The organism is Anabaena sp. CA = ATCC 33047 (genome assembly GCF_963870205.1).
Classification (GTDB): domain Bacteria; phylum Cyanobacteriota; class Cyanobacteriia; order Cyanobacteriales; family Nostocaceae; genus Trichormus.
Genome location: NZ_CAWMSA010000013.1, coordinates 18,542 through 40,385 on the forward strand (window position 1 = coordinate 18,542; position 21,844 = coordinate 40,385).

General features: G+C 40.7%; 22 protein-coding genes. 5 read left to right on the top strand and 17 right to left on the bottom strand.

The window, feature by feature from the left end; genetic code table 11:
• The 5 genes from AACS98_RS03065 to AACS98_RS03085 form a co-directional block, all read right to left on the bottom strand.
• A partial coding sequence (locus AACS98_RS03065; protein ID WP_066376249.1) for an ArsJ-associated glyceraldehyde-3-phosphate dehydrogenase occupies window positions 1-986 on the bottom strand: 986 nt, incomplete at its 3' end.
• Between the two features lie 26 nt (window positions 987-1,012).
• Window positions 1,013-2,071, bottom strand: coding sequence for a PstS family phosphate ABC transporter substrate-binding protein (locus AACS98_RS03070; protein WP_066376199.1), 1,059 nt, complete (start codon window positions 2,069-2,071; stop codon window positions 1,013-1,015).
• Window positions 2,072-2,186: 115 nt separating this feature from the next.
• Complete coding sequence (locus AACS98_RS03075) at window positions 2,187-2,516, bottom strand: ArsR/SmtB family transcription factor (RefSeq protein ID WP_066376200.1); 330 nt, start codon at window positions 2,514-2,516, stop codon at window positions 2,187-2,189.
• 35 nt (window positions 2,517-2,551) lie between these two features.
• Window positions 2,552-3,751, bottom strand: coding sequence for an aspartate aminotransferase (locus AACS98_RS03080; protein ID WP_066376202.1), 1,200 nt, complete (start codon window positions 3,749-3,751; stop codon window positions 2,552-2,554).
• Window positions 3,748-4,938, bottom strand: a complete 1,191-nt coding sequence (locus AACS98_RS03085) for an iron-containing alcohol dehydrogenase family protein (protein ID WP_066376204.1) — start codon at window positions 4,936-4,938, stop codon at window positions 3,748-3,750. Before AACS98_RS03085 ends, AACS98_RS03080 begins: the two co-directional genes overlap by 4 nt.
• A gap of 381 nt (window positions 4,939-5,319) precedes the next feature.
• Between AACS98_RS03085 and AACS98_RS03090 the strand changes: the two genes are divergently transcribed.
• Entirely contained in the window at window positions 5,320-6,105 is a 786-nt protein-coding gene (locus AACS98_RS03090; protein WP_066376206.1) for an SAM-dependent methyltransferase, read from the top strand.
• A 304-nt stretch (window positions 6,106-6,409) separates the two neighbouring features.
• Here AACS98_RS03090 and AACS98_RS03095 read toward each other — a convergent pair whose 3' ends face one another.
• The 6 genes from AACS98_RS03095 to AACS98_RS03120 form a co-directional block, all read right to left on the bottom strand.
• The gene (locus AACS98_RS03095; RefSeq protein WP_066376210.1) at window positions 6,410-6,715 is read right to left on the bottom strand and encodes a hypothetical protein; all 306 of its coding nucleotides are present in this window, start codon (window positions 6,713-6,715) and stop codon (window positions 6,410-6,412) included.
• Window positions 6,716-6,987: 272 nt separating this feature from the next.
• The gene (locus AACS98_RS03100) at window positions 6,988-7,509 is read right to left on the bottom strand and encodes a Ycf51 family protein (protein ID WP_066376212.1); all 522 of its coding nucleotides are present in this window, start codon (window positions 7,507-7,509) and stop codon (window positions 6,988-6,990) included.
• Window positions 7,510-7,585: 76 nt separating this feature from the next.
• Window positions 7,586-7,975 carry a hypothetical protein gene (locus AACS98_RS03105; RefSeq protein WP_066376215.1) on the bottom strand — a complete coding sequence of 130 codons (390 nt, stop codon included), beginning with the start codon at window positions 7,973-7,975 and terminating at the stop codon, window positions 7,586-7,588.
• A gap of 128 nt (window positions 7,976-8,103) precedes the next feature.
• Window positions 8,104-8,496, bottom strand: a complete 393-nt coding sequence (locus AACS98_RS03110; protein ID WP_066376251.1) for a hypothetical protein — start codon at window positions 8,494-8,496, stop codon at window positions 8,104-8,106.
• Between the two features lie 272 nt (window positions 8,497-8,768).
• Window positions 8,769-10,112 (bottom strand): O-antigen ligase family protein, encoded by a 1,344-nt coding sequence (locus tag AACS98_RS03115; protein ID WP_066376217.1) that lies wholly within the window; start codon window positions 10,110-10,112, stop codon window positions 8,769-8,771.
• A complete protein-coding gene (locus AACS98_RS03120; protein ID WP_066376220.1) occupies window positions 10,094-10,936 on the bottom strand; it encodes a YaaW family protein in 843 nt (280 codons plus the stop codon). Before AACS98_RS03120 ends, AACS98_RS03115 begins: the two co-directional genes overlap by 19 nt.
• Window positions 10,937-11,225: 289 nt before the next feature.
• Here AACS98_RS03120 and AACS98_RS03125 point away from each other — a divergent pair, with 289 nt between their 5' ends.
• Complete coding sequence (locus AACS98_RS03125; RefSeq protein WP_066376222.1) at window positions 11,226-12,293, top strand: NAD(P)/FAD-dependent oxidoreductase; 1,068 nt, start codon at window positions 11,226-11,228, stop codon at window positions 12,291-12,293.
• Here AACS98_RS03125 and AACS98_RS03130 read toward each other — a convergent pair.
• Window positions 12,286-12,456, bottom strand: coding sequence for a hypothetical protein (locus AACS98_RS03130; RefSeq protein ID WP_157087486.1), 171 nt, complete (start codon window positions 12,454-12,456; stop codon window positions 12,286-12,288). The two genes, AACS98_RS03125 and AACS98_RS03130, sit on opposite strands and share 8 nt — an antisense overlap.
• Window positions 12,457-12,837: 381 nt before the next feature.
• Here AACS98_RS03130 and AACS98_RS03135 point away from each other — a divergent pair, with 381 nt between their 5' ends.
• Window positions 12,838-13,215, top strand: coding sequence for a hypothetical protein (locus AACS98_RS03135; RefSeq protein WP_066376224.1), 378 nt, complete (start codon window positions 12,838-12,840; stop codon window positions 13,213-13,215).
• Window positions 13,216-13,654: 439 nt separating this feature from the next.
• Here AACS98_RS03135 and AACS98_RS03140 read toward each other — a convergent pair whose 3' ends face one another.
• The gene (locus tag AACS98_RS03140; RefSeq protein WP_066376226.1) at window positions 13,655-13,891 is read right to left on the bottom strand and encodes a hypothetical protein; all 237 of its coding nucleotides are present in this window, start codon (window positions 13,889-13,891) and stop codon (window positions 13,655-13,657) included.
• A gap of 123 nt (window positions 13,892-14,014) precedes the next feature.
• On the opposite strand from AACS98_RS03140, the gene AACS98_RS03145 reads away from it, so the two are divergent.
• Window positions 14,015-14,254 carry an SPOR domain-containing protein gene (locus AACS98_RS03145; RefSeq protein WP_066376230.1) on the top strand — a complete coding sequence of 80 codons (240 nt, stop codon included), beginning with the start codon at window positions 14,015-14,017 and terminating at the stop codon, window positions 14,252-14,254.
• 176 nt (window positions 14,255-14,430) lie between these two features.
• Here AACS98_RS03145 and AACS98_RS03150 read toward each other — a convergent pair whose 3' ends face one another.
• Window positions 14,431-15,408 carry a sucrase ferredoxin gene (locus AACS98_RS03150; protein WP_066376236.1) on the bottom strand — a complete coding sequence of 326 codons (978 nt, stop codon included), beginning with the start codon at window positions 15,406-15,408 and terminating at the stop codon, window positions 14,431-14,433.
• A 1,077-nt stretch (window positions 15,409-16,485) separates the two neighbouring features.
• Between AACS98_RS03150 and AACS98_RS03155 the strand changes: the two genes are divergently transcribed.
• Window positions 16,486-17,463: an ROK family protein gene (locus tag AACS98_RS03155; RefSeq protein ID WP_066376240.1), complete on the top strand. Its 978-nt coding sequence runs from the start codon at window positions 16,486-16,488 to the stop codon at window positions 17,461-17,463.
• Between the two features lie 146 nt (window positions 17,464-17,609).
• Here AACS98_RS03155 and AACS98_RS03160 read toward each other — a convergent pair whose 3' ends face one another.
• The 3 genes from AACS98_RS03160 to glyQ all read right to left on the bottom strand — a co-directional run bounded on the left by AACS98_RS03160 (window position 17,610) and on the right by glyQ (window position 21,675).
• Window positions 17,610-19,964, bottom strand: a complete 2,355-nt coding sequence (locus tag AACS98_RS03160; RefSeq protein ID WP_066376242.1) for a ComEC/Rec2 family competence protein — start codon at window positions 19,962-19,964, stop codon at window positions 17,610-17,612.
• Window positions 19,965-20,170: 206 nt separating this feature from the next.
• A complete protein-coding gene (locus tag AACS98_RS03165; protein ID WP_066376244.1) occupies window positions 20,171-20,656 on the bottom strand; it encodes a DUF4079 domain-containing protein in 486 nt (161 codons plus the stop codon).
• Between the two features lie 119 nt (window positions 20,657-20,775).
• Entirely contained in the window at window positions 20,776-21,675 is a 900-nt protein-coding gene (gene glyQ, locus AACS98_RS03170) for a glycine--tRNA ligase subunit alpha (RefSeq protein ID WP_066376247.1), read from the bottom strand.
• Window positions 21,676-21,844: the final 169 nt, after the last annotated feature.

Consider the following 21,844-nt stretch of genomic DNA (forward strand, 5'->3'; position numbering starts at 1 on the left):
CGGGCGAGTTCAACCATGCGGTTGGCATAACCCCATTCGTTGTCATACCAAGCCAGAATTTTTACTTGTGTCTCGTCAACAACCATTGTGGAAAGGGCATCAATAATCGATGAACGAGGATCATCTTTGTAATCAATAGACACCAAAGGACGTTCCTCATAACCCAGGATGCCTTGAAGTTCTCCTTCAGCAGCAGCTTTTAACAGGTTGTTAATTTCTTCTACTGTGGTTGGTCGTACAACCTCAAACACGCAGTCTGTTAAGGAAGCGTTTAGTAGTGGCACTCGGACTGCAATACCGTTGAGTTTACCGTTGAGTTCGGGATAAATTAACCCAATGGCTGTTGCTGATCCAGTTGTAGTAGGAATGAGAGATAAACTTGTCGCCCTGGCGCGGCGCAAATCTTTGTGAGGTGCATCGACAAGTGTTTGAGTATTGGTATTGTCATGGATGGTGGTCACTATCCCATGTTTAATACCTAAACCTTCGTGAATGACTTTCACTACTGGTGCTAAACAGTTCGTGGTACAAGAAGCCGCAGTTAAAAGGTGATGTTTTTCGGGTTCATAGAGATAGTCGTTAACCCCCATGACAATATTTAAGGCTTGTTCCTTCACTGGAGCAGCTACAATTACTTTCTGTACTCCCCGCTTAAAATAAGGCTCAAGGGTTTCAGGTGTGCGAAACTTGCCGGAACATTCCAGCACTAAATCAACACCGAATTCTTCCCAAGCTACATCCCCCGGTTTGCCATACTCACTAAAGCTGAGGGGTGTACCATCAATTACTACCCGTTCACCTTCTGCTTCTACTTCTGGTGTCCAACGTCCATGTACAGAATCAAATTTGAGCAAGTGGGCGGCTGCGACTGCACCACCTTTGATTTCGTTAATATGGACGAATTCTAGTTCTGGCCAGCCCCAGGCGGCTCGTAATGCTAGCCGTCCAATTCTACCAAATCCATTAATACCAACACGAATTGTCATGAGCTTAGATAAATAAATTTCTGAAACTAAAACTGCTTTTGTTTGCGTAACAATTCACTCAGTGTTAGGTCTAACTGCGCTTTACCACCAAATACTGTGCCGGCTTTGCCTTGGTTTAAATGCACATAATCAATTTGATAAGCTTCCTGTGGTAAAGGTACATAACCGACACTGCTAGCAGTCTTTGGTGCTTGCTTAATGTAAAAATCTACAAATTGGTAAACTGAGCTTTTATGTTGGGCTGACCAAGGATTAACGTAGATAAATAAAGGTCGAGAAAGTGGTTGATATTTGGATTTTTCTACAGTTTCTCTAGATGGCAAAATTGCACCTTTACCACTATCTACTGCTAGCACTTTTAGCTTATTTTTATGCTCTTCATAGTAGGCGTAGCCAAAATAGCCTAAAGCATTTGGATCTTTACTAATTCCATCTGCCAAAATTTCATCGTCTTCACTGGCTGTATAGTCATTGCGGCTGGCTTTGGCTTTTCCGGTGACGGCTTCTGTGAAATAGTCAAATGTTCCTGACTGTTTACCAGCACCATATAAATTCAATGGGCGATCTGGCCAAGTTGGGCGGACTTGATTCCAACGGGTGATTTTTCCTTCAGCCGCAGGTTGCCAAATCTTTTTCAGTTCCGCAATTGTGATGTCTTTCGCCCAATCATTCTGAGGATGGACGACAACAGTTAAAGCATCAAAGGCAATGGGTAATTCTATATACCTGACACCGTTTTTATTACAGGCTGCCATCTCTGCCTGAGAAATTGGTCGAGAGGCATTATTTATATCTGTTTTCCCGGCACAGAATTTCTCAAATCCGCCACCTGTACCGGAAAAATTCACCTGTATTTGCACATTATTTTTAGCGTTGGCTTGGAACTCTTTGGCGATCGCCTGGGTAATGGGATACACCGTACTCGAACCATCAACTGTCACTTTTGCCACCTTCTCAGAATTAGCTACTTCCGTAACTTTTGCTGGTTGTTGAGTTTGAGTTGATGAGTTGGATGTGGCTGTACAACTACTTGCTACAGCTAATATCCCAAATGCGAGAGCCAATTTCTTTGCTACTGCGTTCATTGACCTCACCTGGACGGGTGATATAAATTGTATATTTATATCATTTCAAAAAAAATTGATATGTCAAGCCAAGTCAGGCTATATACACAAATATTCATCAAAAAAAGTTGATATATCAGGAAATATTATCACAGGGGCGTGCAGGGAGGGTTTGCCCCAAATGGCGGTAATCTGCTAAATATGCTTCTAATACGGCGAATTGAGGTAAATTCAGGCTGTAATAAATCCAACGTCCTTGTTGACGGGAGTTAACTAAGCCAGCTTCTTTGAGAGTCTTGAGGTGAAAAGACAATTTTGATTGACTCACCCCCAAAGCTTCGCACAAGTCACAGACACACAATTCTCGCTGGCGTAGCAATTCCAATACATTCATCCTAATGGCATCGGAAAGGGCATGAAAGCCAGCAGCAATTAAGTCAGAGGTGTTAGCAGTGGGGGTTTGCATGAGTTAATTCGGTTAACAATATCCTATTGTGAAGCTCATACCAGGGCTTCCGGGCGATAACGAATACCAGCTTGTTTAATGCGATTTAAGGCTTCACCCAAGCGATCGCAATCTGCAATCAAGCTAATACGCACATATCCCTCACCGGCTACCCCGAAAGCGTTACCAGGGGTGACAACAACGCCTGTCTGTTGCAACAAGTTCAATGCAAAATCCGTTGAACCCATACCTACAGGACATTTCACCCACAAATACATCGTAGCTTTGGTTTTAGGAATATCCCAACCCAACTGTCCAAACCCTTCAATTAAGAAATCACGACGGGTGCGGTAGCGTTGCTGGACTTCGTGCAGGTAAATATCAGGCAGTTGTAAGGCTGTCTCGGCGGCAGTTTGCAAGGCGGCGAAAATTCCATAATCCAAGTTGGTTTTTAATGTCCGCAAGCCTTGGATAATATGACGATTACCGACAACAAACCCAATGCGCCAACCAGCCATATTATAGGTTTTAGATAAAGTGTGGAACTCTACACCAATATCTTTTGCCCCAGGAATTTCGAGTAAGCTAGTGGGTTGATAACCATCAAAAGCTAGTTCGGCATAACATAAGTCATGCACTAGAAGAATTTCATATTTTTTAGCAAATGCGACGATTTCCTCAAAAAACTCGCGGGGTGCAGTGGCGGCGGTGGGGTTGCTGGGATAGTTGAAATAGAGTATTTTAGCTTGTCTGGCGACTTCTTCAGGAATGGCGGTTAAATCAATTAACCAATCATTTTCCGGTTTCAAAATCAAGCTGTGGATTTTACCACCAGCAATTACTGGCCCGCGAAAATGGGCAGGATAGGCGGGGGAAGGAACTAATACCACATCGCCAGGGTTAATATAGGCGATCGCTAAATGACTTAATCCTTCTTTAGAACCTAATAGGGGCAAAGCTTCACTATCAGGGTCTAACACTACATCATAGCGACGCTTGTACCAAGTCGTAATCGCACGGCGGAAACTGGCAGTTCCTTCAAACGGGGGATAACCATGATTGCTGGGGTCTTGCAAAGCCTTCATGGCTGCTTCTACCACTGGCTGTGGTGTTGCACCATCAGGGTTTCCCATCCCTAAATCAATTAAATCAATGCCTTGCTCTCTAGCCTTAGCTTTTAGTTCATCGAGACGGGCAAATACATAAGGTGGTAGTTGCTGTATCCGATCTGCTGGGGTAATCCAATCCAAACTCATTCCTCAACCTCGTCAGTTATTCCCCTGGTGGAAACACGATTAACCAAGTCTCTACTATCTGTTGGTGCAGTGGTAGAAACCATCGCCGCCATTAACTGTTCCAACGCAACTTTAAATGGTAGTCGATGAATGTCAGATTCAGGTGCTAACGCGACTTCGGCGGCTGTTTGCAGTTCACCGAGGGTAATATTGCCCAAACCCAAATCTGCTAATTTTTGCGGCAGTCCAATCTCTGCGTAAAACTTTAAGAGTTGTTGTCTAGCTGCGGCTGCTAATTGGTTGCCTTGTACCATTTCTTCTAGACGCAGTTGGACTAAAATCCCGAAAGCGACTTTTTCGCCGTGGATGCTGCTGTGTCCGGCAATGTGAGTTAAACCGTTATGGACTGCATGGGCGGCGACGGTGCGACATTGCGCCCCACCCAAGCCACCAATTACCCCAGCGAGTAAGACAGTAGCATCAACAACTTCTCGCCACATTTCACTCCCTGGCTGTTGTAGGGCTGTGGCTGACTTTTGAAATAAGATATCGCGTAAAACTCGCGCTTGTTGAACTGCGGCAATAATTAAAGTTTGTTCTGAATGACCGCTACTAACTGATGCTTCGTACCATTTAGCGATCGCATCCCCAATACCCGCGACTAATGTATGTGGTGGTGCTGTTTGAATTAAATCATAGTCAAGAATGAGTAAATCAGGACAGCGAGACAACGCCACATCATAGAGAAATGCGCCTTCCTCAGAATAAACATTCGATAACGCCGTCCAAGCCGCACAGGTAGCTGCTGAGGTGGGGATAGTAGCGACTGGTATCTGTAATTGATGGGCTACTAATTTAGCTGTATCTAAGGCTTTACCACCACCAACACCGATAATTAAATCAGCTTTATGTTCTTTGGCTGCTTTTCTCAGAGATTTTAAGCCAACTTCCGAACAATCTGCACCATAAGCAGCTTCAGCCACGTGTAGATTCTGATTTTCTAAAACAGGTTGTAAAATCTGCTGACTGATAGCCAGCGTGTTATTACCTGCCACAATCAAGGGACGACTGCCCAATTTAGCAATTTCTGCGGCGGCGGTGTCCAATATATTAGACCCTCGCATCACTTTTGCCGGGGCGATTGTGAGTGTGAGTATGTTAGTAGAAGTTTGAGTAGACAATGTTTGAGTAGATATTGGATTAGACATATACTCTAGTTTGCCAAAACCTTAATGTTTCTTCATAAAATTAAATTTATAGACATGGGGAATAGCGATCGCTTACTCACCAGTTTTGTCTTGACTGTTGGAGTCATGCGCGGGTATTGCCCATGCCCCAGAAATTCCGAACTATCAAAGTTTTGAATAACTCTATGGTTTTTTAACGATACCACTATCAGAATGCGCTATGAAAGTAAATATTAGCGTGTTTCACAGATATGAGACCGTGTTAGCTGGTGTTACCCGTACATGACACTGTTAAATTTCTGTAGATCACATCTTAATCCAAAATTAACAAATATTGTATATCTAAATACAAAAAAATCATTTTCAAATGTTTTTGCAGTTAGCGTTGATGAAAAACTCAGTATGGACAATCAAACCGAATATATTGCCGCTCTCATCAATTTACACCGTGGACTTAACCGCCAAGGGCCAGGTGATGCAGACTTCTCCCGCCACATACTGAATAATCTTCCGACTTTACCAGCAAAGCCGCGCATTGTGGATCTGGGATGCGGTAGTGGTGCAGGTGCATTGCTGCTGGCTCAATACTATCAAAGCAAGGTCATAGCGGTGGATACCGCCGCGATTTTTATCGAGGAACTCACAGTCCGCGCCCAACAGGCTGGACTTGAGCATCTGATCACCCCAATTCATGCGGACATGGGTAAACTTGATTGGCCAGATGCTTCCGTTGACCTGCTATGGTCGGAGGGTGCTGCATATAACCTAGGATTTGAATATGCTCTGAAACTCTGGCGTTCCCTGCTGGCAAATGATGGTATCGCCGTTGTATCAGAGATGAGTTGGTTTAGTGATCAAGTACCTGAGCCGGCGATCGCATATTGGCAGACAGCCTATCCGATGATCGGTAGTGAGCAGGAAAATATTCGACGGGCGACAACAGCAGGTTTGAGCGTGCTTTCCACTCACAGATTACCTAGTAGTGCTTGGTGGATTAATTACTATGAACCACTGCGCGAAAAAATCAAGCAGATAGAAATTACCCCAGTTACTCAAGCCGTTATTCATGAAATCGAAGAGGAAATAGCACTTTTCGAGAAATTCAGCGATTTTTATGGCTATACTTTCTATATTATGCGACCAACACCGGATACAGTTACGACTTCAAACCTCATTGGCAGTTCTTGAGACTCTGCGGACTGAAGACATGAGGATGATTTAAGACTCGCTCTAGAGAGTTACAAAAGATTTATTTAAATACCAGTCTTTTGGGACGGCAATAGAAACTTAAAGAAGATAAAATATAGTGATAACTTTCAATTAAAAACTTATTTAAGTTACTCAATGTCACCTGATATAAAATAGCATTAGTTTGTTTTTTTCGACATCATAAAATCACATTGCTTCTGTGGTCATATATTATTTTATTATGCTGCGGTTTCCAAAAATATCAATTCATCCCGCATTAATGCAAAGTCAATGATTTTTCTAGCTATGGAAAACCAGGATATTCCGAGCCATCTTGAACATATTTACTTACGTCACAGACTATCCTCAGACTTGCCTGTTCATAATTAGATAGGCAGTTTAAGTCATAAGGGCCTCCAATAAAATAATCACTTTTTAGTTTATTCCTTAAATCAGTACGAATTGTCACAGTACCATCGATTAATGTAGAACTTTTAGTAATAAGACGCTCTGCTGCTAATGTGAGAATATTTAACCCGACAATTCCACCTAAGAGGACTACTAAAGTAGAGCTAATGAAGGAAAAACTTTTAAAATTTATTGGTTTCATGAGTTTATCCTCTGTTATTTAATAACAGCTAGTAAAGTTATGTAGTTGCTACTTTCTATAATTAATTAAATAGGAATGAAAATATTTACACAGCCAAGAGACAGATATTAATATCTACCTATTGATGGTGGTAATTTTAAGAAGGTATTAGGAGAGGGATAAAAGGGGGGATAGGGGGTGAGGTTTGAGAAACTTTGAAGTTAATAAAAATACTTCTCAAACAACCTATTAGACTTATCCGATTTGCGGATAAGCCTAGGAAAAAAGATGGATTAAGCGTCAGCTTTTGGCAATTGAGCAAATTTGTCGGGATATATTTCGATTGCCATACTATTATCCTCACGACTAGCGAGCGATCGCTTCACTTCCCCCAGGTAAACTGGTATAGAAAGCCCTGGTTCTGGGTGGATGATAGTCCGCGCCCGAATCGTTAATTTATCATCTCCTTGTCTACCAGACCGACCGAAAGAATAAAGATTACTTGCAGCTTGAAGTAGTGTAGCTTCTACCTGAGAAGGTGTAATCTGCGGTGATGTGGCAATAACCGCCTGATTTGAACCGTTATCATAAACTAAGGTGTACCTGACTGCACCAGGAATAACAGTCCGACTTAAAGGCACCAGTGACAGTGCAAATAAACCAGCAGTCAGCACCAACATAAAGCCAGTCGTACCTACTAGCCGAAAGCGGATACCCCATTTAAACAGAAAAGCGAGAATTGCCAAGGCAGCAAATACCAGAGTGGCAATACCCGACCATTGAGTATATTGAAGAAAGTCAGCTGTTGTGAGCATACAGATTGGCTACTTAGGTGTTTTGAATCCATAACCGACACACCTATTTTACTGAGTAGCTTGTCCCTATATGACATCACCTTGATTTTTTAGTTAATTCTTGGTAAAAAAAATCCTCTAATTCTTTGTCTACATCTATGGCGTAGCGTAATTCTCTTTCTTTAATATGAGGAAACCATGTCACCCCAAATCTTTTCCGTAAACTGCCCCCTACTTGAGCAGCACGTCTGATATCATTTTGCATATATAAAGCAGTCAAAAAAGCAGACACTCTGGCTTGATCATGGAAATTATTTCTCGTACAACTACTACAAGCTTTTTCAATGGCTTGCGTTAAATTATCCCGATTGACGTTTCCTGATGTTTCTTGAATAAAATCTCTAATCTTGAGTTGAACTTCAGGGTTAGAGAGTAGTTTCACAGATTCTAATAGTAGTGTTTTGACAAAAAGTTTAGGTATCCCCATATTAATACACTATTACTCATACGCAAGTAAGCACCGCTACATATTCTGATAGTTTAGGCGATTTCATCACTTTTGGTAAATAATGATGTCGAAATATACGCCTAACATAACCTAGAATAATTAAATTTTTAATAGAGATATTTATGGCAAGTAATAGAGATATTGCCATTACTTAATATAGAAAGTTTCACCCAGAAATCCATCGGACATTGTTCTATTGAATTGCCTGTTCTAATTTGAATATCTTCAGATAATTGGCACTGTTGAAATTGTCCTTTTTCATCAAACCAGATATTGCCTTGAGCTTTACAGGGAAAATTAGATGTTCCTGAAGCACTAGCAACTTGTAATGTTGTATCTTGTCTGAGAGTACAACTGGCTAAAGAACCATTGCTATAACGATTAATAGTACCTGGTTCACAACTAATAGCAGCTTGGGCAGGTTGAGGTAGAGAAAAACTCACACTAATTAGACTTAATGAAGTTAGCACATAAGCAAACTTGAGAGATGATAGCTTCATAGGAATAGATAGAATTATCCAAGGCAAAAATCCAAAAAAAGTCATCTTTGTTAAGATGACCGTTATGCAGTAAACCTAAAAAGATTTCTACAACTTCCCAACAATCAACAAAAATGGCTAACTCATGTTAGCCAAATTCAAAGCCACAAAATGGAATATAAACATCATTTTATTTCCTAAGATATCTAAATAACCGCAGTATAACCACTGAAATTTCAATATTGGTTATCAATGGGCTATCAAGTTAGTGATTAGTGGAATCTACTACCAGGCTAATCATCATTGTTTATCAATTTTTTATCTAGATTGTAGTGATAGGCAGTGCCACAAATAGCTGCCATCAGTAACCAAGAGATGGTATTCAGTCTAAAGTCAAATAAAGTGATATCAACTGTATTAAATAGCAACCATGCCACAAAAACCACAAGGTAACTGAAAATGATTAATTTATCCTTTGGAACGAGATATTTTGATGGTTGTAACAGTTGGATACCGGCAAAAAATATCCAACCTAGTAACCCGAAAAATAACACAGCACTGGGTAATCCGGTTTCGGCAGATAGCATTAAAAACAAGTTATGAGGATGACCCAAATCAATATTCATCTGCGCTTTATAAAGGGCGGGAAAATTACGTAAACCCCATCCAGTCCAAGGACGTTGTTGAGTTAAATACCAAGCAAACTCCCATTGGGTTTTTCGCATTAAAGCCACTGGTCTATCGGGATATAATTGATCGTTGAGCCTAGCCCAAAAGAACGCCGGAACAATACGACGGAAGACTTGAGCAATTGGTGAGGGTGCAAAAGCGGCTAAAAGTACACTAGCAACTACGGCAGTAACTCCACCGACTAGCAAACGCCAACCTAGATAAACTGCGAATGCTAAACAAGTCAGAATTGCGATCGCCCATCCATTCCTGGAGTTAGTTAAAATCAACGCGGCAAAGTCAGCAATTAAAATGATGGGCAGTAGAGAGTAGGGAGTAGGGCATAAAAATTGACGATTCTTCCTGATACCCAGTCCCCAGTCAAGAGTCCCCAGTCGCCGTTCTAGCAATAAACCTAATCCTAGGGTAAAGACTATTGCTAAGTAAGCAGCAAAGATGTTGGCGTGCATGAAAATGGCAGACATCCGTCCTGGGGGATTTCCTCCGGGTGCGATCGCTACATCTAACAACAAAACCTGTAACTGCCATGACCAGCCCAACCAACACTGCCCAAAGCCTATAATTACAACAGGCACAGCACCAATGACAAATATCCAAGCTATTTGCCTCAATTGAGCAGTAGTTTGGATTAAGCCGCTTAAACCAGCAAAAAATAAGAAAAACGGCAATAAATTAAATAATCCAACGAAAGCGGCTACTTTATCTAGAGCAAAGCTAGCGGATATCAATAATAAAACACTAAACAGCGCAAATCCCCAGTTAATGGGACGGTGGATAATTGTGCGAAATTGACGCAACCAAGTGAATAGTGTTGCAAATCCCAGGCTAACGGCTCCCAAAAGCGGACTTAAGGGAAATATGAGTAGACCGATTTGCAGGCAATTCCAAGGCAATTGTAAATTAGGGTTGGAATGGTAAAAACCTGTCTTCAAGCTAACTCCCAACATTCAGTACGAGTGAGACGAATTTGTGCCAAAGTAAACACCGTAGGAATGATCCGACCGTAATTAGTGGTGATCATTCTCCACCCTAAATCCGCAAAAAACCAAGCCCACATCATCGGCCCCACAAAAGCAAACACACTCCGCACTGCTGTGTATCGAGCAGCATTTAAACTCATACCTCGGCGCGCCATTTGCAATGCTACATAGCTTTGAAATTGTGCTGTTGCAGCTTGAGAACCTTGAACAACAGCTTGTGTAGCTAGTTGATAAGTAGCAAAGTGGATAGCAAATTGACGGGCAATTTGTTGCAGCACAAAGGGTTGAACCACAGAAGTAAACGCCAGTGCGCTACCACCCTTTAATAGTAAGCCCAAGGGATCACGCTGCAATAAAGGCGGTAAAGGTTGTTTAATGTCTGAGTTCACAAGTTGATTTTGTAACTGAACAGTCAATTTTTGCTGTTCCTGTTTTGGTAGTTTTTTCCAAACTTGTCCCAGCAGATACAAAAATACTTCTGCTTCTAAATCAACGGTTGCTAAATCTTGAGAATAAGGAATTTTTAAATACTTACAGACTTGAATGAGTGCTTGACGGTATGTTACTTGTTCTGTGCGTCCCCGTAAGACTGTCACCCCATCTGCCGCTAAAAACCGAAAACGATTTTCTAATGAATCGAGCCAAGCTTGGCGATTTTGACTTTGGATTTCGATAGGTTCAGGTGTGTGAATATAATCTAGGGGATTAAACTTACGACTAAACAAAATTGCTGTTAAGTCTTGCAATTCATCGTCTGTTGCTAGCTCTAAGGCCGTTCTTAGCTCATCCAATTTCCCTTCCTCCCTTCGATACAGATTTTCTGTACCCTATTCTACTAGGGGATTGGGGAGTCAGGGGAAGATGAGGGAGATGAGGGGGATGAGGGGGATGAGGGAGATGTAGCTTGCTTCTCTTTCCCTACGGGACGCTCCGCGAACAGAGACGCTACGCGCTCGCGCAGCGTATCCGTAGGATTCACCCGGAGGGTGGGAGATGAGGGAGCGGAGGAGAAGAACTTTTACCAATGACTAATGACTAATGACTAATGACTAATGACTAATAACTAATAACTATTGACTTATGAATGATGTTGTGGTGATTGGTGCTGGTATGGCAGGTTTAGTCTGCGCCCAGCAGTTAACTCAAGCGGGATATTCGGTGTTAATTGTGGAAAAGTCCCGTGGTTTAGGTGGACGAGTGGCGACACGACGCTTGTATGAAACTTCAGCAGATCATGGTGCTTGTTATCTGAAACCGCAAGGTGAATTACTCACCAGATTTGTGAATTTGTTGTCTGAAAACAAAATTTTAGAAGTTTGGACAGATACAGTTTATCAGTTCACTCCAGATACAGGTTTATCTGCACCCCCAAACCGCACTCCTCGCTATGTTGCACCTGCGGGGATGAGTGCGATCGCTAAATTTCTCGCCCAAAATTTAAATATTTTGCTGAATCAGCGAGTGACAGCTATTAACCTCACTCCTGAACACACTTGGCGGCTTACCCTAGAAGCCAGCAATGAGGAACTGACTGCAAAAGCTTTAGTGATAGCGATTCCCGCACCACAAGCTTTGATGCTGTTGCAACCATTAGGTGTAGGTGTCTTGGGTAGCGAGTTTCTGGAACATTTGAAGTCTGTGGAATTTTATCCCTGTATTAGTGTGATGAGTGGCTATCCCACAACATCACAGCCCCTACCAGACTGGAAAGCTATCAGCTTTATCGATGATCCTGTTTTGGGATGGATTGGTTTAGACAGTAGTAAGCGTCATCTATCTCAACAGCCTGTATTTGTGGTGCAAAGTAGTGCTAATTTCGCGCAACTCCATCTAGAAACATCGGATTTACAGCCTTTAGGACAGCAGATGGTGCAGTATGCTGCCCAAATTTTAGCACTGCCTTGGCTGAATGCCCCTGAGTGGATACAAGTACATCGTTGGCGTTATGCTTTCCCTCGCCTTCCTTGGCTAGAAACTGTGTTATCTGCCCAAGCTTCCCTTCCTCTAGTTTGCTGTGGAGATTGGTGTGGCGGCAATCTGGTAGAAGGGGCAATGTTATCTGGACTAGCTGCATCTCAAGAAATTAACAATAATTTAGACCAGCTACTTTTACCAGATATAAACTTTTTCAAAGTTCTGACTAAATAATTACATCTATCTTTAGACTGGTTATTCTATCTAGTAAGTCTCTTGTTTGTGGCTTACTAATTTTTTTTACAAAATTGAAATATTCCTCAACCAATAAATGCCCAATTCCAGCTTTATTTCGGGTATGTTTATCTGAGTTTTCATAAGCAATTTTAACAATCATGGTAGTGTTACTTTCTTTGGTGCTTAATTATCATTAATCTTTTTTATATATTTTTACATTGATCCCTCAAGATAAATGATGAGTTTTGTGTAGTTTTTACTCAAAAAGACTTCAATTTGAAAAAAGTAAAATATAAATGTAAAGCAACAGTTTTTCCAGAGGCGATTGAGGATTATTTCAACTTCTACACTGCCAATCAGTCTCAAATACCAGCAAATCTCTAGCAGCAGATACGTGGTATTCTACCTACATAAAAAGTTGGGTTACTGTCGGAGCGTATAAATTGAGGTAACTGCTCAGTGGCTACTAAGAAAAAGTTGCCATTGATCGAGTTGATTCTCTAGACAATTGGTCAGTAAATAAAAAAGGAGTTAAAAATTTATGAGAACAGTAGTTAATTTAACACAGCAATCAGTCCTTGGGGAGATTGAAAATGTTTTAGACACATATCCATATCATCCTTATCAACAAGCTTTTGCTCTTCCTGATTTGCGCCAAGAGCTAATTACTTTTGTCCTCAGCCGAATACCAAGCTTTTACAGTCCAGTATTAGAGGAGCAACCAACACTACAAAACTGTGAACAAGAAAGTCAACTTATTCACAAGTTACCTCGGAGTCCATTAGAGCAACAGCTACACTTACAACGGTTGATTCATCAAGGTATTTATTCTATCTTCCAAGAAAAGTCAGAGTGGATTAGTCATCACCTTTGCCAATCAGTTGTAGCAGCTTGTGAGCCATCTCATTGGTTTGGTTAATACGCCTAAAAAAATCTTTGGGATAGGATGCAAAATTTAACTTTCTGTTACAGGGTAATAGCATCTACAGTATTTTTAGATAAGCTCTTGCCAAGAATCAATTCAGTATACAATTCATGGCAAGGGCTTATGAAAAAGTATAAGATGATAGCTGATTTAGGTAGATGCGATCGCTCATTTAATACCTGACACACATCTTGCACCTTTTCCTTGATGATAATTTTTGTAGGGTGGGCATTTGCTTGCAAGTTGTTCAAACCCTTAGTTTTAGGTTGTTGGCAATGCCCACCTTACGCTTATTGAGAATGGTGCAAGATATAACCTGATGTACATAAAAATTATCGCCTGATTCTACATTGAATATATCTGAAGTTACAAATTAGGCGATATTTGATCATGAGCTACTCTCTACATTGAAACACATGGAAGATGAAACTACTTACCTTAGCTGTTGACGTTCTTCCTCTAGAAAGAATGGTTCAAAGGAGTCAGATACAGAACGTTCTTGTTCTTCATACTCTGGTTGAATCATATCAAAAACGTAGATAAGTTCACCACGAGCTTGATCTGGTGTTCTCCCCCAAGCAGGACAGGTTGATACAAATGGTAGATGGGTAACAAATGTGCCATTCTCGTCGGAACGGTTCAAATTGGTGTAGTCTTGCTGCGGCTTCATAGAGCTTGTGTGAGGTTGGAATTACATCTTCAGTGTATAAGCAAAATCCCACAAATAGGAAAATTCAGGTGCGATTTATTCTCGGCGAAATCGCCCTGTGGCAATTAATATCAAGGCCATATCATGACCAGAAATATAAATTACCAAGATTCTATCTGCAAAAATCTGAAGCTTGTTAATAGAGAAATCCTCAATTACTCTTGGGTGATTGTGCGTCTACTTCCTGATATGCAACGTGTAACTGTTGCTAGCTTCCGCAGTCGCTCTTATGCAGAAACTTATTTACGAAGTTTACGTCAACTTTTCCCTGATGCTTACTTTGTGGTGGTTTTTGATTGTGAATACGAAGAAGCTGTAATTTAACTTATGTGAAGCGATCGCTTGATAAACAATTATCCTCACTTGCACACAACTCGCTACCACAGGCGATCGCTCAATAACTGCACCATACTCATCTCTAAAAGTCAAAGTTTCCTGACCTGGCTGATTTTATGTCTTACGGTAGATGACACATTGTATAAAACAACAGCTAGTGTTAGCTATCTGCTACAGCTGACAACCTTCTCAGCAACTAACCACAGATGCTCGACAGTATACTTCTTAAAAACTGAAGTTCGTTCAGCACTACAAGAACCTTTAACTTCTACAGTTTTTGTGTTATCTTTGACGATTTTAGCTTGGTAAGTACACAGAGAACCAGAGCTTTTTTCAACAGTTAATTCTCCTAAAATCGTATTGTTGTCTAAGCTTTGTTCGAGAATTTTTCCTGAAACTTTGTATTTAAACCAATCCCAACCATGATCAAGGATTAAATCTCTTTCTAAAACTTGAATTGCAGATGGCAAAATTCCCCATCCTCGATAAACTTGATTGAGACAATTGATGTCACCAGTCCGTGTCAAAATTGATCTGAATGAATCTTCATCCAGTAGCCCGTAATATCTGCCTTCTGGTAAATCTATCGCTGTAGGTGCAAATCGATGCCCTCCAAAATGGCTAGATTTCCAAATGCGAACATTTTCTAAATTTAAACTCACAATATTCGCAGCAGCATGAAAATAAAAAGGATTACCGTATCTAGCACAACACTTGTCATGACTACCGTGGGTACATACCAAAATATCTCTAGTCACACTGGTTTCTAATTCATAACCAGGCATTTTTCGGCACAACCATTTTTTTACAACTCCTGCTACCTGTTCTATATGCGGTAGCTTAAACTCGTATTTATTATATTCACGACTTAACCCTTCTTGTTTTTGATAAATCAATAGGGTTGTGTAATCTACTTTATTTGTTAAATCATTAGCAATTAACAGAAATCTAATTGGTAGTTTAGATTGATTTACTTCCTCTACCAAAATCTGTAAATTTTTTGGTACCCACTTAGAATTAAAAGCATTTGATACCCAAGGTAGAGGACATTCCACCAGAATATAAGTTTGGTAATCAGTCGCGCTACCAATAACTTCTTCTCCTATTTGGCGTGTATAGTCGGAACAAAAAAAATTACTCATTTTTCTGTTAGTTGAATGATTTTATAGACAATATTTCTCAAAAATGCAAATTGTATTCCAAGTTACAATTCTTTCATCTCACAAAGGTAAAAACGCATAATTGGCATTTACTGGTTAAACCCAGGTAGGCACTTTATAGCATTCTTTTCCAAAAAATTCTTCTCTATTAAGAAAAATTCTAGAAGAGGAGGAGAAATTTTTTGAGGTAGTATCGGAGAACACATAGTCCAAAATGAAGTTGTGAAACCGTAACACCTAAATAAATTAGATGAAATTCTGACTATAGATAGTAGCCAATACAGTATTTCTAATTAATTGCTTGTTCTTAAAAGTTTGGATAGCAAGAGATATTGTGTCAACTATCTGTATGAAAAAATTACCATTATTGTCCTTCAACAACAGTAAAGATAATGATAGTAACTTTTGAACAAGAAAATACTCTTGATATTGTGCTTGGCTATTAATTAAAAATGCTGTGATTAGCAAACTCAGTTGTAACTTTTTTTTCATTCCAGTGCAGTGAGTTTGTCTGGTGGATAGAAGTTGCAAAAATTCGCAACTTTTTGAGAAAAAACTTAATTTCCTGGTATGAAGGTATGTTTAAAAACATCCTATCCTCAATGAATAGATATTTCATCCGCCAAATTCTTACTTAAAGTATGATTTCTTGTTCATGCTTTCAGTGTCTCAATTACAGGTTAGAGAAAAGCGGAGAAACTGAACAAATGGGTTATAGCTTCTGCCAGCTTATTTTTACTTGTGCAAATCAGAGGACTTTTGAGACATCTATCTTTGAATGTAACTGAAGTTTGTCATTAATGCAAGTTTTTTTTAATATGCAGACTAAAATTTTATGGAATACGACTGCTAAATCCCAGCCATCTCAAGACCTACAGCCTTTTGCATCGAAATTAATCTATGATATTCATTGTCAAAAGCTAGACTTTTATTAAGAATAATTATCAATAAACAGAGAAGCTATAGGTAGTTCCCTTTCAATTGTGATGCTGAAGCACAAAACCATTTAATTTAAAATCAATGCCGAAGCTTTATGATAATTTTTTGAGAAATAAATTTATGGGAGTTATCTTAGCCCTAGATTTTGGCGGAACTAAACTAGCCGCAGCAGTAGTTAAACCTGGATCTAGAGAATGGTTAGGTTATCAACGTCAGCTTTCCCCAGTTGATGGAGATGCTAACACAGACTTAGAAATTATGCGATCGCTCATTCATTCCCTGCTGCAAGATACCACTCCCTCAGCCATAGGAGTCAGTTTTGGCGGCCCTGTAGATGCTATTACTGGCACTGTCAGATTATCTCATCACGTTCCAGGCTGGGAAAACATCCCCCTCAAAGACTTACTAGAAAAAGAGTTTGGCGTACCTACCAATGTAGACAACGATGCCAATGTTGCAGCTTTGGGAGAATACAGTTTTGGTGCAGGACAGGGATATGATAGCCTGTTTTACATTACCATTAGCACTGGTGTAGGTGGTGGTTGGATACTCAACGGTAAACCCTGGCGGGGTGCAGCAGGTATGGCGGGTGAAATTGGACATATAGTTGTCGATCCCACTGGCCCTGTATGCTTGTGTGGTAAACGGGGATGCGTAGAACGTTTAGCATCTGGGCCTTACATGGCGCAAAACGCCAAAGAGATTTTAGCCAACCAAGCACCTCAAAGCGGAGAAATACTGAGAAACTTGGTAGACAATAATCTAAAATTATTAACAGGTCAGATAATTAGTGAAGCAGCCAGCAAAGGAGACAACATAGCTCAAACTGTGTTGCAAAAGTCTGCTTGGGCTTTAGGTGTGGGAGTTGGCAATGTTGCTAATTTGATTAATCCACAGCGTTTTATTTTAGGTGGTAGTGTCACCAAAGCAGGTGATAACTGGTGGACTGTACTACAGAAGACAGCCAGAGAAACTGCTTTACCAGAAGTGATATTTGAAATTGTACCAGCAGCATTAGGCAATGATGCGCCATTATGGGGTGCTGTAGCCTTAGCTGAAACACTACTAACTCAAACAGGACTAACGCAACTGTCATAAACATTTTAATTGCTTGTAGTAGGGGCGGGTTCACCAAAATCCCTGTTAATAATTGATGATATCTGTAAACCCGCCCCTACTTTAGTCCTCAACTATCTGTGAGACACTACACCCACAAAATCAAAACTGAAAGTCCTACCACTAACTTATATAGCAGAAGATTTATTTTCTGAGACTTGAATAAAAGACTCAAATTCACCTTGGGGTGTCCATTGTACCGCCCCATCTTGCGCTGTCAGAAATAACTTGGTTGAAGTTTTGCTGAGTTCCGCCAAGGTATTAGAGTCTAAATTACCATAACCAGCGATCGCCACCTGTGGTTGAAGCGAGATAACTAAATCTTTTAAAGACTCAGAATTACACCATAATACCTGGGGATTAGGCCAACCACCAGTTTTCATAATTCTTTCTACCTCTTTAGCTTTCACATTCCCCACTAATAACCAAGTTTGTCCAAAAACCTGCAATTGTAAAATCGGTTGTTCATTAATTAATTGTGCAACTGTAGAACCTGTATTGATAGGTTGTCCCACAGGCAACATTTGATAAAATCCCTTATCCTTTTGTAAAACTTGTGTAATTGCTTGATTAGTAATAGGATTGTCTTTGTTTATGGCATAAGCATAGAAATTTTTAATCGGCAAATTTTGTAAAACTTCCAACCAAGCATCACTATTATTTCTTTGAAAGTCAGTAGCAATTCCCCAATCTATATGATTAATACCTTGTTGTTGTAAAAATGGTAGAATTGTGAAGCGTCCAGTACCCTCATCACCACTATTAATTAAAGTGACTTTACCTTGATCTTGAATAACTATAACAGGCTCGGCACCAGCTTCTAGCAAAGTTATCCTCGTTAATGTATTTGTAGAATGCCAAGCCGGAAATAAGACTAAACCAACCGTCATTAAAGTGGCAAATACCCATCGTTTCTGCCACCAGCCTATAAAGCAGACTAATAAAATTAGTGTATAAGCTGTTAATAATTGCCAAAGAGATAAACTACCTACAGCCACTGAACTGCTTGGCAGTTGGTTACAGAATTCTACTAATTTAATCAGGCAATATGTAGGCAGATGTAAAACACTAGCTACAGCACTGCCAGTTTCTGATGAAATTAAACTAATTACAGCACTGACCATACCACCAATACTAATTATAGAAATGAATGGAGTAGTCAGGACATTTAGTGGTAAAGAATAAACTGCAACAACACTAAAATTATATAAAATTATCGGTAAAGTCCAAATTGTAGCGGCTAAGGGAACGGCAATCAAAGAAGCGATCGCAGGTGGTAGCCAACCCAATTGATTAATAATTGCTGGTGAACTCACCACTAACCCCAGCGTCGCTAAAAAACTCAACTGAAAACCTAAATCCCAAATCCACAAAGGATTAAATAACAATAATAAAGTAGCAGCTAATAACAGCGAACCTAACTGTTTTACCTTCCTATTTAACGCCAAACCCAGCAAAGCCGCAAAACCCATAATTACAGCCCTGAGAACAGCAGCTTGAAACCCTGTTAAAAACAGGAAAATAATTAAAGCTAGTGAACCAAGGCTAACTTGTATAGCTTTGCTTGCACGCTTTGTCAGTTGCAAAATTACACTCAAAATCAGCGAAGTTTGAAAACCGGAAGCCGCCAAAGCATGGGCTAAACCAGCTTTAACAAACATATCGCGGATGTCGTAGGGTAAATCAACAGCTTTGCTACCTAAAACCATTGCACTGACAAGAGAACCTTCGGGAACATCCAAACCACGAACTTGCGATCGCACAATTCGCTCCCGAACTTGCCACCATCCCCATTGACGATTCTCATCTACAATATTGATTTGCCGCCCCATCAAACCAGCAAACGCGCCCTCTTGCTTTAAAAACTTCTGAAAGTCAAACCCACCAGGATTAGATGCACCTTTTGGTTTGTACAACATCCCAGTGATTTCAATAGTTTCTCCAGGATATAACCCAGTAGCCTGAAGTAATGGCACTGTCACATATAACTTGCCCGTGACTCCTTTTTGAGTTTCTTCCGTATCTTTTTCGTTTTTGATTTGACCTAGCTGAGATGCTTCCAACCAAAATTGTCCTCGTTGACTCCGAGTCACACGCGGACTACTCATTATTTCGCCACGCACAATCACCAATTGTTCTTGACTATTGCTATTTGCTGGTGGCACAAATTGACTAATATCTGTTTCGCCTACTGCCGGCACTCGCCATTGCAAATAAAAACTAGCTAACAGCCCTATCAAACCAGCTATTAAGCAGATTCGCGCATGAGGGATAAATTGCCAAAAGTTAGCTGTTACCTGAACCCTACCCTTACCCGCTTCAGATGACTGTGCAAGTTTTCTTACCTTGGTATATCGGCTTCCAGAAAGCACTGCACCCACGATTCCCAACAGCAAAACCCACACCCCACCCCCAGGAACAGCCGTCAATAACAGTCCTAAAATATAGGCAATACAGATAATCACACCAGCACTCTGAAACATATCAGCCCAACACCCTCTTGTAGAGACGCGATAAATCACGTCTTGTTGACTACACCAATAAACCTTAACTCAACCCTATTGGGGTTTCATCATAGTGCAATCCGTGAATACAAACAAAGCCCGCGATCGCGGGCTTTACCTTATAAAATCTAACTCCAACAAAGTTAAAGATTTAATCGTATTTGTTTAGAGTTGCCGTAACTCCTCTATAAAGAGATACCCAAGTTGAATCCTAAGACAGCATGGAGCAATAAAACACCGAGTGTCACACTACCCAAATAAGCATGAGCAGCCCGTAAAGCTTTTTTATTCCCAGCAAAACCACTCAAAGAAATCACACCATTAATTAACAAAAGTAATAGTACGAGTGAACCAGTCCAAAAGTGAGGACTTTCAAACAGTGGTTGATGCTGCATCACTAAAGATAAAACTCCGCCAGTATAACCACCAGCCAGGAAGATAAACAGCCAAGGTGCTAATTGACGATGCGCCATCCGACTTTTCAAAGCAGCATCTTTATCTTTTTCCTCAAGTAATTTTCCTCTCCAACCAGTCACCCCCACAAAACTACCCACCACAAAAATCACAATCCCCATCATCAAAGGATGCCCCCAATGCACAATCGGCTCAGGAACTCCTAGAGAACGAAACCAAGCCGCGATGGGTTCTAGCACCTCACTCCAATTCACCATAACTCCAGCACCATCAATATTTGTTAGCTAAATTACAGATAACCCTCTTTCCATGAATGAGGGTTAAGAAATCTTATTAAGTTTTAACAAATATGAAGCACCAGTTTCTACTATGCTACTCAGGCATTTTTCAACAACGGGAAACCCAACTTCTCCCGTTGCTCAACATATAAATGAGCCACCTTCCGAGCCAAATGCCGAATCCTAGCAATATAGCGAGTTCTCTCCGTTACAGAAATCACGCCTCTAGCATCTAGTAAGTTAAATGTGTGGGAACACTTCATTACGTAATCTAGGCTAGGTAAAACCAAACCCTTCTCCGTTAACTGCGTAGCTTCCTGCTCATACAAATTAAACAAAGTCAGCAGTAACTCAGGATTCGACGCTTCAAAGTTATAAGTACACTGCTCAATTTCACCCTGGAGATGGACATCACCATAGGTAATGTTATCCGTCCAATCAATTTTAGTAATAGCCTCCACTTCCTGGAGATACATCGCCAATCGCTCTAAACCATAAGTAATCTCAATGGATACCGGACGGCAATCAATACCCCCACATTGTTGGAAATAGGTAAATTGAGTAATTTCCATCCCATCTAACCAAACTTCCCAACCAGTACCCCAAGCACCCACCGTTGCATCTTCCCAGTTATCTTCCACAAACCGAATATCATGGTCTTCTGGACGAATACCCAAAGCCCTCAAGGAATCAAGATAAATTTCCTGAATGTTATCTGGTGAAGGCTTAATCAAAACCTGGTACTGATAATAATGCTGGAAGCGATTAGGATTTTCACCATAACGTCCATCCGTAGGACGACGACAGGGTTCAACATAAGCAACCGCCCAAGGTTCAGGCCCCAAAGCCCTTAAAAAAGTGTGAGGATTTTTCGTCCCTGCGCCCTTCTCCATGTCATAAGGCTGGGCAATCAAACAACCGCGTTGACCGCCAGGTCTCTCTGAAAGAGACTCGCTCCAAAACTGATGCAGTGTAGCTATTACCGACTGAAAATTCACGCTCTACCCTCCTTACTCAGCACAGTGCATACACCATTGTTGCCTAGAAAGCCCTACTGTGGCGAATTTGAAGGGGCAGAAAAAAGAGCCGAAAAAAATTTCTGGGAAAGAGTTGACAATCCAGGTGTGGTTAGCTATATTGAATAAGTGCCGATGAGACGAGCGCAGC

What these genes read in the sequence shown, in the direction of transcription:
- AACS98_RS03070 (WP_066376199.1), bottom strand. Translation starts at nt 2,071, where the DNA reads ATGAACGCAGTAGCAAAGAAATTGGCTCTCGCATTTGGGATATTAGCT.
- AACS98_RS03075 (WP_066376200.1), bottom strand. Translation starts at nt 2,516, where the DNA reads ATGCAAACCCCCACTGCTAACACCTCTGACTTAATTGCTGCTGGCTTT.
- AACS98_RS03080 (WP_066376202.1), bottom strand. Translation starts at nt 3,751, where the DNA reads ATGAGTTTGGATTGGATTACCCCAGCAGATCGGATACAGCAACTACCA.
- AACS98_RS03085 (WP_066376204.1), bottom strand. Translation starts at nt 4,938, where the DNA reads ATGTCTAATCCAATATCTACTCAAACATTGTCTACTCAAACTTCTACT.
- AACS98_RS03090 (WP_066376206.1), top strand. Translation starts at nt 5,320, where the DNA reads ATGGACAATCAAACCGAATATATTGCCGCTCTCATCAATTTACACCGT.
- AACS98_RS03095 (WP_066376210.1), bottom strand. Translation starts at nt 6,715, where the DNA reads ATGAAACCAATAAATTTTAAAAGTTTTTCCTTCATTAGCTCTACTTTA.
- AACS98_RS03100 (WP_066376212.1), bottom strand. Translation starts at nt 7,509, where the DNA reads ATGCTCACAACAGCTGACTTTCTTCAATATACTCAATGGTCGGGTATT.
- AACS98_RS03105 (WP_066376215.1), bottom strand. Translation starts at nt 7,975, where the DNA reads ATGGGGATACCTAAACTTTTTGTCAAAACACTACTATTAGAATCTGTG.
- AACS98_RS03110 (WP_066376251.1), bottom strand. Translation starts at nt 8,496, where the DNA reads ATGAAGCTATCATCTCTCAAGTTTGCTTATGTGCTAACTTCATTAAGT.
- AACS98_RS03115 (WP_066376217.1), bottom strand. Translation starts at nt 10,112, where the DNA reads ATGTTGGGAGTTAGCTTGAAGACAGGTTTTTACCATTCCAACCCTAAT.
- AACS98_RS03125 (WP_066376222.1), top strand. Translation starts at nt 11,226, where the DNA reads ATGAATGATGTTGTGGTGATTGGTGCTGGTATGGCAGGTTTAGTCTGC.
- AACS98_RS03130 (WP_157087486.1), bottom strand. Translation starts at nt 12,456, where the DNA reads ATGATTGTTAAAATTGCTTATGAAAACTCAGATAAACATACCCGAAAT.
- AACS98_RS03135 (WP_066376224.1), top strand. Translation starts at nt 12,838, where the DNA reads ATGAGAACAGTAGTTAATTTAACACAGCAATCAGTCCTTGGGGAGATT.
- AACS98_RS03140 (WP_066376226.1), bottom strand. Translation starts at nt 13,891, where the DNA reads ATGAAGCCGCAGCAAGACTACACCAATTTGAACCGTTCCGACGAGAAT.
- AACS98_RS03145 (WP_066376230.1), top strand. Translation starts at nt 14,015, where the DNA reads ATGACCAGAAATATAAATTACCAAGATTCTATCTGCAAAAATCTGAAG.
- AACS98_RS03150 (WP_066376236.1), bottom strand. Translation starts at nt 15,408, where the DNA reads ATGAGTAATTTTTTTTGTTCCGACTATACACGCCAAATAGGAGAAGAA.
- AACS98_RS03155 (WP_066376240.1), top strand. Translation starts at nt 16,486, where the DNA reads ATGGGAGTTATCTTAGCCCTAGATTTTGGCGGAACTAAACTAGCCGCA.
- AACS98_RS03160 (WP_066376242.1), bottom strand. Translation starts at nt 19,964, where the DNA reads ATGTTTCAGAGTGCTGGTGTGATTATCTGTATTGCCTATATTTTAGGA.
- AACS98_RS03165 (WP_066376244.1), bottom strand. Translation starts at nt 20,656, where the DNA reads ATGGTGAATTGGAGTGAGGTGCTAGAACCCATCGCGGCTTGGTTTCGT.